The following is a 13,174-nucleotide window of genomic DNA, read 5'->3' on the forward strand; positions in this document are numbered from 1 at the left end:
CTCCCCCTCAGAACTGGAAATACAGGAAGGGCACGACCGTGCGCCCCTGCAACACCCACACCGCCAGCAGCCATAGCGGCAGCGCCGACCATAGGCGCACCACGGCGCCAAAGCGCGCGGCGGGTTCGCTGAACCGGCCGATCAGGGGCACATAGACCATCACGATCCCGAGCAGCAGGGTCGCGAGGATGGTGGGATGCAAGGTTGCCAGGAAGTCCTGCGAGGGCGCGATCCCGTTCGCCCCCATCAGGCCGTCGAGGGCGACCGAGAATTCGTCCCAGGTCTGGGCGCGGAACAGCAGCCAGCCGAACATCACGAACAGCAGCGTCGTCACATGGCCGATCACCGCCGGCGCCTTGGGCAGGCCGGCCGCCGACGCCAGCCGCAGCACCATGAGGCCGAGGCCGTGCCATAGGCCCCACACCAGGAAGGTCCAGCTCGCCCCATGCCACAGCCCGCCGAGGCCCATGGTGATCATCAGGTTCACGCACAAGCGCCACAGCCCGCCGCGATTGCCGCCGAGCGGGATGTAGAGATAGTCCCGCAGCCAGGTGGACAGGGAGATGTGCCAGCGGCGCCAGAATTCCGCGAGCGTGACCGAGAGATAGGGATTGTCGAAATTCTCGTGGAATTTCAGCCCCACCATCAGGCCGAGCCCGATCGCCATGGAGCTGTAGCCGGCGAAATCGAAATACAGCTGCAAGGTATAGCCGAGCACCGCCAGCGCCACGTCCGCCGCGCTCGGATGGGCGAGGGCATAGCCCGCGTCCACCATTGGCGCGAGGGTGTCGGCGATCAGCACCTTCTGGGCGAAGCCGAGCATGAAGCGCTCCACCCCGATGGCGAATTCCGCCCGATCAAAGGCGCGCGCGTGCAGGCGGTCCGCCACCCATTGATAGCGCACCACCGGACCCGCCACGAGGTGGCCGAACATGGATTGATAGGTGGCGTAATTGATGAAGCTGGGTTCGGCCGGCACGGTACCGCGATACACATCCACCGAATAGGAGATGGCGCCGAACACGAAGAAGGACAGGCCGATCGGCAGCACGATGGCCTGCCAGCCGGTGAGCGGCGCGCCGAGCGCGATCGCGGTGCCGGCGAACAGATTGGCGTATTTGAACCAGATCAGCGCCGCGAGCGGTCCGGCGATGGCGACGAACAGCGGCCAGCCGCGCTCATGGTCCGCCCGCCGCGCGATCCACAGGCCGGTCACCCACGACCAGACCGCGATGCCGACGATGAGGGGCAGGAAATCCACCCGCCACCAGGCATAGAACAGCCAGGAGAAGCCGAGCAGCGTGAGATTGCGCCAGCGCGCCGGCGTCAGGCCGTAGGCGACCAGGAACACCGGCAGGAAGAGGAAGATGAAGCTGTCGCTGGCGAAGACCATTGCGGACCCGAAGCCCTTTCGCGATCAGTTGGCGGGGCCGCGATAGGGTTCGGTCTCATCATTCTGGCCGGCCAGCACGGGCGCCTGCGCGGTGCCCACGAGAAACAGGCTGTAATGGTCCCCGGCCTTGAGCTGCGGCAGCTTCAGCGGCGCGGAGACCGCATCCCCGCAGCGCCCGACGAGGCTGGCTTCCACCGGATTGATCGCCCGCTGGCGGCTCTCCATCGCGGGCACCGCGTCGAACACGGTCGGCCCGTCGGCCACGGCGAGGGTGGCGGTGCAGCCGGGCGCGAGCGCGTAGAAGCGCAGCATGGCTTTGAGATCATCGCGCCCCTCAGTGGAATCGGCCAGCGCCTCCAGGCGGAAGCCGGTGCCTTCGGGCAGCAGCACCAAAGTGGAGAAGCCGTCGGCGGCGGGGCTCGCGGCCCCCGAGACCGGCTTGCCGTCCACGCTGACGGAGACCGGCTTGCCGCCGGGCACGACGCGATAGACGCTGGCGCGCGGGCCGTCCGGCCCGATGGTCGCTTTTGCGCCTTCAGCCAGCCCCACCACCACCGGCGCGTCGGTGGGATTGAGGACGCGCACGAAGGCCGAGCCCGCCGGCGGCTTGGCCGCATAGAGGCGCGTGAGCGGCGTCGCCTGGGCGCAGGCCTCGCCGGCCGCCAGGCTCAGCAGGGCGGCGAGAACGGCGATGGTCGGAACACGGGTCATCGAACGACATCCCACCTGTTGGGGCCGATCATACCGCGGCCAATTGCTCGAATCGCCGCCGCTGCTCCGCTTGCGCGGTCTCGACGGCCTCGCGGGTGACGACGCCGCGCGCGACCAGATGGTCGCCGATGCGGCCGTCGCGCTCCGGACGATAGTCTTCCATGGCCGCGTCGAACGCGGCGCGCTGCAACAGACCCTGCTCGATCAGCAGGTCGCCCAGCAGGGGCACGCTGCCCTTTTCGCTCGTGTCGAAGGTGTCGCCCTGTTCCGTCAGCAGCCGCAGGGCGGCCGCGATCTCGCTTTCGCGGGCGATCATCTGCTCGGGCACGCCGCCGAGGACCGGCGTGAGCAGGGTGAGGACCTCCGGCTTCAGCGGACCGCCCACGGCGATGCGCGGCGCGCCGTCCTCGGCGCCGAGGAAAATGAAGCGATGGCGCACGCACAGGGCCAGATCGACCTGCCGGCCGTAGCGCTGCACGGTGGCGGCATCGATATGGGCGCGCGGCAGGTCCGATTGCGCGGAAATGGCTTCCGCCAGGGTCTCATCGTCCAGCCAGCCCTGGAAGATCAGGAGGCGGCCGAGCGGGATGTCGCGTTCGGCCTGGAGCGTCAGGGCGTGTTCGAGGCGGGCTTCGTCCAGCACCTGCCAGGACATCAGAAGATCACCCAGCCGGCGCCGGCGCAGCAGCAATTCGTCAGCGGTGGGGAAGGCGTGCATGGTCTTGTCCCATGTCACGGGCTGCCCGAACAGCGAGGTCTGAATGAAGATGCGCCAGGCGCGCAGGGTCGCCATGAAGTTCACGGCATTGCACACCACGAGGCGCGGCACCGAGAGGACCGCCTGTTGCCAGCCGTACAGGCGCCAGACGAAATACGCCCGCTGGCTGATGCGCAGCAGCAGCGCGAACGTGTTGAACCACAGGATGTACAGGATCCAGCTGTTCTCGGTGAACAGCGGTGGGTAGCGCAGGGTCCAGGCGCCCAGTTCGGCGGCGACGTAGAAGCCGACGAAATTCAGCACCAGGAAATAGGCCAGCGTGCTGACGATGGAGGTGATGATCGACTTGCGGTCGCGCACCAGCAGATATTTCGTCGCGAGCGAGCCGGGCCAGCCCTGCTGGCGCCAGCTCTGCAAGGCGATGCCGAGCGTCCAGCGGGCGCGCTGGCGATAGGCGGCGCGGAACGTGTCGGGGAAATATTCCCGCACGCACAGCGGCATGTCGAGGGTGGTGGTGTGCACCCCGGTGCCCAGCCAGGAATAGCGCTTCACCTGGTACTTCACTGGGAAGCGCACGAAGATGGACCGCATGCCGAGGCGCGACAGGCGCATGCCGATGTCGTAATCCTCGGTCACGCTTTCGGTGTTGAACGGCCGGTTGTTGTTGGTGTCGCAGAGCGCCAGCAGGGCGCGGCGCGAGAAGCCGGTTCCCACGCCTGCCGAGGGCACCATGCCGGAAATGCTCTCGCGCACCGGCAGGTCCTTGGCGTGCCATTCGGCGAACTCGTCCATATAGGTGCCGGCGACCAGCTCGAACCATTCGCGTTCCAGCGAGATCACCGGCAGCTGGATCAGGTCCTTGCGCGGGATCAGATAGTTGAACAGGCGCATTTCCAGCGGGTGGGTCACGTCCTCGCTGTCGTGCAGGATCACGCCGGTGAATTCCATGCCCTTTTCCTGCTCGTAGAGGAAAATGGCCTGCACCACCCAATTGAGGCAGTCGGCTTTGGAGGTGGGGCCGGGATGGGGCACTTCCACGCGCTGCAATTGCTTGATGCGCCGGCGCATGCGCTCGACTTCCACGATGGTTGCGGCATCGTTGGGATAGGTGCCGACGAAGATCGTGTAGTCGCGATAGTCGAGCGTATCGACCAGGGTTTCCAGCATGCCGGCGATCACGTCCGCTTCCAGCCAGGCCGGGATCATGATCGCGAATGGCTGCTCGGGGCGTTCGAGCAATTGTTCGACGGTCAGCGGGCGATAGACGCGCTTGATGGTGAGCGCGCGATAGGTTTCGCGCACCCAGAAATAGATGTCGATGAACAGGTCATCCAGACTCGAGATCAGGATGATGATCGCGACCACGGCCGCGACCCATTCGAGGGCGGCGTAATAATCCGCCGCGCCGTAGGTGAGGAGATATGACATCACGCAACGCCGCCTTGGTCAGGCATCACGGTTCCTCTCGCGTACGCCGGCGCGCCCGTTGGGCAAGGACCACGAACAGCAGGAACAGCAGGATCGCGACGCCCACGGCGGCCGGGCCCCAGGCGGGGCCGCGCTTGAGCAAGCTGGAGAACGCATCATTCTCCCCGGCTGCGTCCCGCGTCAGCGTCGCCGAATTGGTGTCGAGCGTCACCGCCGGTCCCGCGGAGGACAAAAGGCTGATGTCGCCGGCGCTCAGCAGGAACGGCTTCTTCCAGTCCGGGGCATTGGCGCCGATGGTGCGATAGACGAGGCCGATCTGGTGGCCCGAGGTCACCGCCTCGATCACGCCGAGATTGGTGAGCGAGCCCACGTCCAGCATGGTCTGTTCGTTGCTGCCGGTGATGGCGAGGCGGCTGCCGTCCACTTTCACCTTGCTCGTCACGTTGCCGACGCGCGTGTCGATGGCGAGGAACGCGCCGTCCGGGGTGATCTCGGCGCCGTCGCCGGCCACCGTGAGGATCGCGCGCTCGGGTGTCACGCCGGAGGCCACGGCGAGCGAGATCACCCGGCGCAGGGTCGTGGGGTCGCGCAGATAGGCTTGCGGGACGATGACGTTCGCGCGGGTGGCGAGGCGCGGCATGGCGCCGAAGAAATCCACCGTGGCGGGGGCGTCCACCAGCACCGCGCGGCTCGAGGGCAGCACCGCCACCGGGAACGCCTGGGGCGTTTCGCGGCACCGGTCGCTCATGGGCTGGCGCTGGAACGAGATCTTCAGCACGTTGCGGGCCGCCAGCGCATAGCGCGGCACCTGCACCGGGATGCGCTCGGTGATGCCGTTGGCGGAAAGCCGCCGAGCGCCGAGCAGGTAATCGTTCAGCATGATCGAGGCGATGGGCGCGGAATCGCCGGCGCTCGGGGCGGCGGAAACATCCACCAGGAATTCGGAGGGCACGCGCCCGCCGCCCAGCAGGGTGCCGAGATCGAAGGTGGCGCTCCAGTCGCCGCGCGCCAGCACGTCGAAGGTGCCGGTGCGGCCGCCGAGGCGCGAGAGATCGATCGAGGTGACGCCGGAGAAATCGGGCGTGGTGGCCACGCGCACATTGGCGGCGGGCACCACCAGCATCTGGCGCCACAGCTCCGACAGCACGCCGGAGGCCTGTGCCGCCGCCTGGGCGGAAATCGCGATGACCGGCTTGCCGGCGATGGTCACGAGGCGGACGTTTTCGTCGCCCTGGGCGGCATTCGCCAGGAGCTGGGCGCGCAGGGGGGCGAACGCGCTAGCATTGTCGGGCGAGCCGGCGCGCAGATCGTCTTCCAGGGCGCGCACGGCCTGGTCCATCTGGTCGCGGATGCTCGGGTCCTCGATGATGAAATCGGCCGAGAAGCCGCCCTGGCGGGCGAGGGCGATATAGGCGCCCAGTTCCGCCCGGCTGGCGATGCGATGGCGGCCGCCGCCGGAGAAGGCGGCGAAGGCGGGCACGGCGGCGAGGCCTGGCGACAGCACAATGCCCGATGTGTCCACCTCCTGGCCGACGCCGGGCATCACGGCGATGCGCGGCTGTTTGCCGGCCTGCTGGAGCACGGTGCCGATGCGCCACGCCGCATCATAGGTCGCCTTGGAGAGCTCGCCCGGCGGGATCAGGATCACCGGGCGGGGCGGCAGCGCGCTCCAGGCGGTGGCGAGGTCGCGAATGTCTGAGGCGTTGTAGGTATAAGTGAAGCGCGTCGCCGGATTGAATTCCAGGATATTGCCGATGGAACGCTCGTCGCCGCACAATTCCTGCGAGATCACCGAGGACCAGGCGAGGTTCAGATTGACGAAGCCGGTCGGGCGGATGTCGCCGGAAATCGGCAGGATTTCCGAGACGATGCCCTTCTCCCCCTCCACCGGGCGGGAGAATTGCGGGGTGCCGTCCACCGAGATCACATAAGTCGTGTGGCCGCCGTCGCCGCGCAGATAACGGCCGTCGAGCTTGATCTGGGCATCGCGGATGCGCACGCCGGCGGGAACGGGGAGGAAGATTTCGCGCCGCGCATCCATGCCCCAGAGCGAGATCGGCCGGTCGATGCCGAGGTCTTCCAGGTTTAAGGTGACGGTGATCGCGCGGTCGCTGGCGAGGCGGGCGAGGGCCGTCGCCGCCGTTTCCGGGACCGGGGCGGCCTGCGGTGCGGTGTCTTGAGCCGGCTGGGCCTGCGGCGGCTGTGCGGTCTGGGCCTGTCCGGTCTGGGTCTGCCCGGTTTGATTTGGCCCCGTCTGGTTTTGAGCCAATTGGGCCAGAGTCAATTGGGTCATGGTCATCTGGGCTTGGACGCCGCGGGCCGAAGCCGGCTGGGTCTGCGCGTGCGCGTGCGTCGCGGCATAGGCCGGCGCCATCGCGGCAAGGGCAAGCAGGACCCGCAAATGACCATTGTGCTTAATCATCGTCGTGTCTCGAAAAGGAATTGTATGGGGCTTCTTCTCGTATCGGTCCGGCTGCACGGGGAGATTGACCTTGGAAATCCCAGACCGAAAACCCCGGACGCTGCGTTCTGCTTTTCGGGCCATTGTCCGGACCATGGCCAGGAAAGTGTTGGATATCCTGTGGATAGCTAGAGCGCAAGAAGAATCAAACTTACTATAATACCATTTTCTCGGGCTTTGCGCTTGCGGCACGGCGAAACGTTCCGACTGCGACGTGCCGGCGCGCGTAAAAACGCCCGGCCGATCGGTTTTCCGAGATCCCATCCCTGAAATGGTGGAACTCATTTCCACGCCCCCCGGCACCTGCGCAGTGACGATGCCCCTGGCATTCGACCCACAGCTGCGTTTTCGTCCGATATCCTGCCCACGTGGCGGTCGATGTCGACCGGCCAAGTGGACCTCCCGTTCTTTCTATTGCATCCCTTGGTTAAATTTTCTCCGCGCCTGCACGTATTCCGTCCGGCGCGGGTTGGCCGCGGGGGGCTATGGACAGGGGCGGGCGGCCTTTGCTAAAGGTTGAGCTCCGCCCCCCGCTTCGCGACCGGGGGCGGCGCTGTTTTCCTAAGGACATTTCCTCAAGGCCTTTTCCGGGGACTTGGTTTTCTCCTTGCGGCGTTGCGGGCGTAGTTCAGTGGTAGAACGACAGCTTCCCAAGCTGTATGTCGTGGGTTCGATTCCCATCGCCCGCTCCAATTCCCGGTCGCGACGCCGCATCCGGCGGTGAGCTGGCAAGTGGCGCGAGACCGCCGAACATGGCCAAGCCCATCCTGATGCCCAAGCTCATCATGCGGATCGACTTTCCCCCCGAGGATCGCCTCGGGCGCGGCAAGATCGAATTGCTGGAAAATATCCGCAGCGAAGGCTCGATCACCAATGCCGGGCGGGCCATGGGCCTGTCCTACCGCCGGGCCTGGATGCTGGTGGCGGCGATGAACCGCATGTTCTCCACGCCCGTGGTGGAATCCAAGCGCGGCGGCGGCGGGGGCGGCGGCGCCGTGCTCACCGCGTTCGGCGAAGAGCTGATCGCCCGTTTCCGCGGCATGGAGGCCAAGGCGCGCCGGGCGCTCGCCGAGGATCTCTCCTGGCTCGAAGCGCGCTATGTGCCGCCGGCCGAGCCGGGTGAGGATGGCCCTAGCCCCGACTCTCCGCCAGCGCCACGGATTTGACCACGGCGCACACCGCCATGCCCGGCCGAAGCCCGAGCATCTCGCACGAAAAAGTGGTCAGGCGCGCCAGCACCGATTGCCCGCCGCACACCAGGCGGATGTCGACCATGCCATCGGCCGGCTGGCCGATTTCGGCGATCTGCCCGTCGAGCACGTTGAGCGCGCTGAGCCCCTGGGGCGGGGTGAGCGAGATCATCACGTCGCGGGCCGGAAGGCGCACCCGCACGCTGGTGCCCGGCGGCTGGTCGCAGAACGGCACCCGCATCAGCCCGCTGCCGGTGTCGAGCACGCTCATGTGGTGCGCGGGATCGTGGGAGGCGACCTTGGCCTCGATTACCGCGCCGCTCTCCGCGCGCCCGGTGGCTGCCACGAGATCCGGCTGGGTCAGCACCTGGTCGGCCGAGCCGAGGGCGACCGTGCGCCCGTCCGCCAGCACCACGATGGTGGAGGCGAGGCGCGAGACCTCGGCCAGGGAATGGCTGACATAGACGATGGGAATGCGGGTCTCGTCCCGCAGCCGCTCCAGATAGGGCAGGATCTCGGCCTTGCGCGCCTCGTCGAGGGCCGCGAGCGGCTCGTCCATCAGAAGCAGGCGCGGTTCGGAGAGCAGCGCCCGGCCGATGGCGACGCGCTGCTTCTCCCCGCCGGAGAGCGCATCGGGCCGCCGGTCCAGCAGATGGCCGATGCCGAGCAGGTCCACCACCTGCCCAAGGTTGCCCGCCCGCAGAGAAGCAGGCGCGAACCAGCGGCCGAACAGCAGGTTGCGCCGCACCGAAAGATGCGGGAATAGCCGTGCTTCCTGGAACACATAGCCGAAGCGCCGCTTGTGTTTCGGCACATGAATGCCGCGCGCGGTATCCACCAGCACCACGTCGTCGAACACCACCCGGCCGTGATCAGGCCGGATCAGCCCTCCGATGATATTGACGAGGGTGGATTTGCCCGACCCCGACGGCCCGAACAAGGCGGTGACGCCGGCATGGGAGGCAAAGCGCGCGTCGAGGGTGAAGTCGCCCAGCTTCAGCCTGGCTTCGACCAGCAAAGTCATCGCAGGTCCGCCTTTCGGCCGGCGAAATGGGCGAGGATTTCCGAGGCGATCAGCGCCGCCATGGAGATCGCCACCGAAATCAGCGTCAGGCGCAGGGCGCCGGCATCGCCTCCAGGCACCTGGGTGAAGCTGTAGATGGCGGCCGAGAGGGTCTGCGTCTCGCCGGGAATGTTCGAGACGAAGGTGATGGTGGCGCCGAACTCGCCCATGGCTTTGGCGAACGAGAGGATCATGCCGGCGATCACGCCCGGCAGGATCAGCGGCAGCGTCACGGTGAGAAAGACCCACGTCGGGCTCGCGCCGAGCGTGCCGGCGGCGTCCTCCAGCTTGCGGTCCACCGCCTCGATGGAGAGGCGGATGGTGCGCACCATGAGGGGAAAGCCCATCACCGCGCAGGCCAGCGCCGCTCCGGTCCAGCGGAACGAGAAGACGATGCCGAAATGCGCGTCGAGAAAGGCGCCGATCGGCCCGCGCCGGCCGAACAGCAGCAGCAGGATGAAGCCCGTGACCACCGGCGGCAGCACCAGGGGCAGATGGACGATGCCGTTCAGCACCGATTTGCCCCAGAAGCGGCCGCGCGCCAGCGCGAGCGCCATCAAGATGCCGAACGGCAGGCTGGCCAGCATCGCCACGGTGGCGATGCGCAAGGTGAGAACGACCGCCGTCCATTCGTCGGCGCTGAGATGCAGGAAATCCACGCGGGCCTTCCGGGCGTCGGAGGAGGGGCGGCACGCGCGCGGCGCGCCACTCGCCTCACTTTAGGATGGTGAAGCCCTGCTTCTCAAATGCCGGCTGTTCCTTCGCCGAGCGCATGAAGGCGAGGAAGGCGGCGGCGTCCGGATTTTTCGAGGCCGCGACCAGCGCCACCGGATAGATGATCTTCGGGTGGCTGTCTTCCGGGAACGTGCCGACGATGGCGACGCTCGGGTCGGCGGCGGCGTCGGTCTGGTAGACGATGCCGTAGGGCGCTTCGCCGCGCGAGACCAGCAGCATGGCGGCCCGCACGCTTTCCGCGCCCGCGACCTTCTTCTCCACCGAGGGCCACACGTCGAGATAGGTGAGCGCGGCCTTGCCGTATTTGCCGGCCGGAACGCTGTCCACGGAGCCCATGGCGAGGCGCCCGCCCTTCAGCAGGCCGGCGAGGTCGAAGCCCTTCTTGATGTCGACCGGCTTGGCCGTGTCCTTGGGGGCGATCAGCACCAGGCGGTTGCCGAGGAAATTGAACCGGCTTCCCTCCTGGAGCAGCTTGCGGCCGGCGGCATAATCCATCCAGTCGAGATCGGCGGAGATGAAGATATCGGCCGGCGCCCCGGCTTCGATCTGCTTGGCGAGGCCGGAGGAGGCGGCATAGGAGATGCGCGTGGTCTTGCCGGTTTCCTTCTGCCAGTCGGCGGCCACCGCATCGAGCGCGTTCTTCAGGCTGGCGGCGGCGAAGATGGTGACCGGCTCGGACTGGGCATGGGCCGTTCCGGCGAGGGGAAAGGTGCCGAGCCAAGCGCCGCTCAGGGCGAGGCATGCGATCTTCAGCCAAGTGCGTCGAGCCAGGTTCATTTTCCCTCTCCGGATACGGTGCGTGGTGCAGCGCGATATATGTTGAAATATAACGCCGCGACGATTTTCGCTAGCGATATATTTTCTAAAATATGTCGCTGTGTGCATGGCGAACGGGAGCCCACCGGGTTCCGCGCCATCATCGGAGGGTGATCATGAAGATCAGTGCGCGGAATGTGTTGAAGGGCAAGATCCTGGAAATCACCAAGGGCGCGACCACGTCCCACGTGCGCCTGGACCTCGGCGGCGGCGCGACCGTGACCGCCTCCATCACCAATGAGGCGGTGGACGATCTGAAGCTCGAAGTGGGCCAGGACGCCGCCGCCATCATCAAGGCGTCGGACGTGATGATCGCCGTTCATTGAGGTCAGACGGGAGCCGCCGCGCGTGGCTCCCGTCCCCGCCGGCCTCCCGTTGGGGGCGGCTCTTGCTGCGCAGCCAATGTCCGGCAGGGACGTGATGCGCGAGCCGTCTCCGGTGTGCGCCGTCCGGACGGCGGGAGGCGAATTTGGTTCGCCGAATTTCGCCGGAAACGTTCGCCCGAAATGACGGTGTGATCGGCCGGAAAAGCGCGGTCAAGCGGCACTAAACCGCTGTTCGTCTGCGCTAAGTCATTGTTTCACGTGAAACATTTTTCGCAAAAGAGGCGGTCGGCGGGGCTTTCGCCGGCAGACTCCAGGCCATGCGTGCCCTGTTCGCATGGCCGCATATCCCGCCCTGGACCTAGCGAGAGCCTAGGTCCGATCGACATTCAGGGTCCAGCGTGATTGCAGTAGAACATCGTCATGCACGGGCTTGTCCCGTGCATCCACGCGGCACCGCCGGCGCCAGCCTTTCAAGGCCAGCGCTGGCGACCCGGCGTGTCATGGCCGGGACCAGCCCCGCCGTGAGACGCAAGAAACGACGACCGGTCAAAGAACGACAATGGCGCACACTTGGCGTCAGGCGCATCCAAGCCCCTGAATGTCGATCCGCCCTAGCGCCTAAAGGCTCGCCGCCGCCCGCGCCGCCTGGTCATAATGGCCGGAGAGGGTGCGCAGCAGGGCCGCGATCTCCGACAGTTTTTCCGGGGAGATGCCTGTGGCGGCAACGGTTTGCGTCAGCAGCGCCTCGCGCACCTCGCGATAGCGCTGGCAGGCGAGGCGGCCCTTCTCGGTCGCCGCGAGGGTCTTTTCCTTGCCGCGCCGGCCGCCGGAGACAAGCCCCAGGGCCTGGAGCTTCTTCGCCGCATAAGTGACGAGGTGGGTATCCTCCACATCCAGCACCAGGCACAGGTCGGCGATGGTCTTCGCCCGGTCCCGATGGGCCACATGGTGCAGCACCAGCACATCCAGGGACGACAGGTCCGGCAACCCGGCCGCCGCCATGCAGCGGACCATCCAGCGCTGGTAGCCGTGGGTGATCATGTTGAGGCCGAATTCCAGCTCCGACAAGGCCGGAAGGGCGCCGTCGGCGAGATGGGCCGAGGAGACGATCGAGCCGAGCGGGCCGGAGGAGATCGGGCGATCGGCTTCGCCGGCCGATGCGGGGGAGGCAGTGCGTCGGGTCATTCAGCTTGGCGTCCGGCTGGTCTTGCGGGCGGAAACGCCCCGGCCCGAAAAGCTCTGGCCGGAAGCGGGGAGCGGCGGCAAGGCGCCGCCGCTCCGGTGGCGGGGCCGGCCCTGCTGGGGCCGGCCGATCGCGTCATGTTAGGCCAAGGCCCTCATTTCTTGAAGGCGGCGAGGGCGGCTTCCCCGTCCGGGCCCGCCTTCTTGATCCAGTCGGCGGTGAGCTGCGCGCCGATCTTCTCGAACCCGGCCCGCAGTTCGGGCGAGGGGGATTCCACCTTCATGCCCTTGGCCTTAAGCTGCTCCACATACCATTTGCTCTTCTCGATCGAGCTCTTCCAGCCGCGTTCCTCGGCGGCGGCGGCGGCCTTCAGCACGGCCTGCTGGGTCGGCTTGTCGAGGGCGTCGAAGGCGGCCTTGTTCACGAACACCATGTTCTTCGGCAACCAGGCCTGGACGTCGTAGAAATAGGGGATGCTCTCCCAGATCTTCACGTCATAGCCGGTGGCGGCGGAGGTGATGAGGGCCGTGACCACGCCGGTGGCGAGCGCCTGCGCCAGCTCGGCCTGTTGCACGGTGACCGACTGGGCGCCGAGCAGGTCGCCGATGCGCGAGGTGCCGACATTATAGGCGCGCCATTTGGCGCCCTTCAGATCCTCGACCTTGGTCACCGGGGTCTTGGAGAAGATGCCCTGCGGCGGCCAGGGCACCGCGTAGAGCACCATAAGGCCCTGCGCCTCCATCTTCTTTTCCACGAACGGGCGCGAGGCCGTCCAGAGCTTCTTCGCGCTTTCGTAGGAGGTTGCGAGGAACGGCACCACGTCGATGCCGAAGATCGGATCCTCGTTCTCGTGGATCGACATGATGACCTCGCCCGCCTGGGCCTGGCCGGTCGCCACCGCGCGCTTGATCTCCGGCGCCTTGAACAGCGAGGCGTTGGGGTGGAGCGTGATGACCAGCTTGCCGCCGCTGGCTGCTTCCACGTCCTTCGCGAACTGGGCGATGTTCTCCGTGTGGAAATTATCCGCCGGATAGGCAGAAGGCAGATTCCATTTGGTTTGTGCAGCCAGCGGGCTCGCCCCAAGGGCCATCAGGCCCAAGGCAGCGAACGCCGGCGCGAAAAGGTGACGTCGTGCCATGTTGTTGTTCCT

General features: G+C 66.9%; 11 protein-coding genes and 1 tRNA gene. 3 read left to right on the forward strand and 9 right to left on the reverse strand.

From position 1 onward, the window contains the following. Positions 1 to 7: 7 nt before the first annotated feature. From V5G24_RS02715 to V5G24_RS02730, 4 genes are read right to left on the reverse strand one after another with little or no spacing between them, the layout of a single operon-like run. Positions 8 to 1,393, reverse strand: a complete 1,386-nt coding sequence (locus V5G24_RS02715; RefSeq protein ID WP_394079306.1) for an MBOAT family O-acyltransferase — start codon at positions 1,391 to 1,393, stop codon at positions 8 to 10. 24 nt (positions 1,394 to 1,417) lie between these two features. Continuing rightward, on the reverse strand, positions 1,418 to 2,104 hold the full coding sequence (locus V5G24_RS02720) for an alginate O-acetyltransferase AlgF (protein WP_394079308.1): 687 nt from the start codon (positions 2,102 to 2,104) through the stop codon (positions 1,418 to 1,420). A gap of 28 nt (positions 2,105 to 2,132) precedes the next feature. Continuing rightward, entirely contained in the window at positions 2,133 to 4,250 is a 2,118-nt protein-coding gene (locus tag V5G24_RS02725; protein WP_394080335.1) for a glycosyl transferase family protein, read from the reverse strand. A gap of 25 nt (positions 4,251 to 4,275) precedes the next feature. Continuing rightward, positions 4,276 to 6,672: a hypothetical protein gene (locus V5G24_RS02730; protein WP_394079310.1), complete on the reverse strand. Its 2,397-nt coding sequence runs from the start codon at positions 6,670 to 6,672 to the stop codon at positions 4,276 to 4,278. A gap of 656 nt (positions 6,673 to 7,328) precedes the next feature. Between V5G24_RS02730 and V5G24_RS02735 the strand changes: the two genes are divergently transcribed. Together V5G24_RS02735 and V5G24_RS02740 are read left to right on the forward strand one after the other, a co-directional pair. Continuing rightward, positions 7,329 to 7,403: transfer RNA gene (locus V5G24_RS02735), tRNA-Gly, on the forward strand. A 60-nt stretch (positions 7,404 to 7,463) separates the two neighbouring features. After that, entirely contained in the window at positions 7,464 to 7,877 is a 414-nt protein-coding gene (locus V5G24_RS02740; RefSeq protein WP_394079312.1) for a winged helix-turn-helix domain-containing protein, read from the forward strand. Here the strand turns inward: V5G24_RS02740 and modC are convergent. From modC to modA, 3 genes are read right to left on the reverse strand one after another with little or no spacing between them, the layout of a single operon-like run. Continuing rightward, a complete protein-coding gene (modC, locus tag V5G24_RS02745; protein ID WP_394079314.1) occupies positions 7,843 to 8,925 on the reverse strand; it encodes a molybdenum ABC transporter ATP-binding protein in 1,083 nt (360 codons plus the stop codon). The genes V5G24_RS02740 and modC overlap by 35 nt on opposite strands. Next, positions 8,922 to 9,623, reverse strand: coding sequence for a molybdate ABC transporter permease subunit (gene modB, locus V5G24_RS02750; protein ID WP_394079316.1), 702 nt, complete (start codon positions 9,621 to 9,623; stop codon positions 8,922 to 8,924). The genes modC and modB overlap by 4 nt, the downstream gene beginning before the upstream one ends. 55 nt (positions 9,624 to 9,678) lie before the next feature. Beyond that, positions 9,679 to 10,476: a molybdate ABC transporter substrate-binding protein gene (modA, locus tag V5G24_RS02755; protein ID WP_394079318.1), complete on the reverse strand. Its 798-nt coding sequence runs from the start codon at positions 10,474 to 10,476 to the stop codon at positions 9,679 to 9,681. Positions 10,477 to 10,631: 155 nt separating this feature from the next. Here modA and V5G24_RS02760 point away from each other — a divergent pair, with 155 nt between their 5' ends. Continuing rightward, on the forward strand, positions 10,632 to 10,841 hold the full coding sequence (locus V5G24_RS02760; RefSeq protein WP_394079320.1) for a TOBE domain-containing protein: 210 nt from the start codon (positions 10,632 to 10,634) through the stop codon (positions 10,839 to 10,841). A gap of 618 nt (positions 10,842 to 11,459) precedes the next feature. Here the strand turns inward: V5G24_RS02760 and V5G24_RS02765 are convergent. Together V5G24_RS02765 and V5G24_RS02770 are read right to left on the reverse strand one after the other, a co-directional pair. Then, positions 11,460 to 12,026, reverse strand: a complete 567-nt coding sequence (locus V5G24_RS02765) for a winged helix DNA-binding protein (RefSeq protein ID WP_394079322.1) — start codon at positions 12,024 to 12,026, stop codon at positions 11,460 to 11,462. Between the two features lie 152 nt (positions 12,027 to 12,178). After that, positions 12,179 to 13,162, reverse strand: a complete 984-nt coding sequence (locus tag V5G24_RS02770; RefSeq protein WP_394079324.1) for a TRAP transporter substrate-binding protein — start codon at positions 13,160 to 13,162, stop codon at positions 12,179 to 12,181. Between the last annotated feature and the right edge of the window lie 12 nt (positions 13,163 to 13,174).

Source organism: Roseixanthobacter finlandensis, from assembly GCF_043195105.2.
Taxonomy (GTDB): Bacteria; Pseudomonadota; Alphaproteobacteria; order Rhizobiales; family Xanthobacteraceae; genus NCEH01.

Bases quoted from the DNA above. Each gene is read 5' to 3' on its own strand.
- V5G24_RS02765 (WP_394079322.1), bottom strand. From the start codon at position 12,026: ATGACCCGACGCACTGCCTCCCCCGCATCGGCCGGCGAAGCCGATCGC.
- V5G24_RS02730 (WP_394079310.1), bottom strand. From the start codon at position 6,672: ATGATTAAGCACAATGGTCATTTGCGGGTCCTGCTTGCCCTTGCCGCG.
- V5G24_RS02715 (WP_394079306.1), bottom strand. From the start codon at position 1,393: ATGGTCTTCGCCAGCGACAGCTTCATCTTCCTCTTCCTGCCGGTGTTC.
- V5G24_RS02725 (WP_394080335.1), bottom strand. From the start codon at position 4,250: ATGTCATATCTCCTCACCTACGGCGCGGCGGATTATTACGCCGCCCTC.
- V5G24_RS02770 (WP_394079324.1), bottom strand. From the start codon at position 13,162: ATGGCACGACGTCACCTTTTCGCGCCGGCGTTCGCTGCCTTGGGCCTG.
- modC (WP_394079314.1), bottom strand. From the start codon at position 8,925: ATGACTTTGCTGGTCGAAGCCAGGCTGAAGCTGGGCGACTTCACCCTC.
- V5G24_RS02740 (WP_394079312.1), top strand. From the start codon at position 7,464: ATGGCCAAGCCCATCCTGATGCCCAAGCTCATCATGCGGATCGACTTT.
- V5G24_RS02760 (WP_394079320.1), top strand. From the start codon at position 10,632: ATGAAGATCAGTGCGCGGAATGTGTTGAAGGGCAAGATCCTGGAAATC.
- modA (WP_394079318.1), bottom strand. From the start codon at position 10,476: ATGAACCTGGCTCGACGCACTTGGCTGAAGATCGCATGCCTCGCCCTG.
- V5G24_RS02720 (WP_394079308.1), bottom strand. From the start codon at position 2,104: ATGACCCGTGTTCCGACCATCGCCGTTCTCGCCGCCCTGCTGAGCCTG.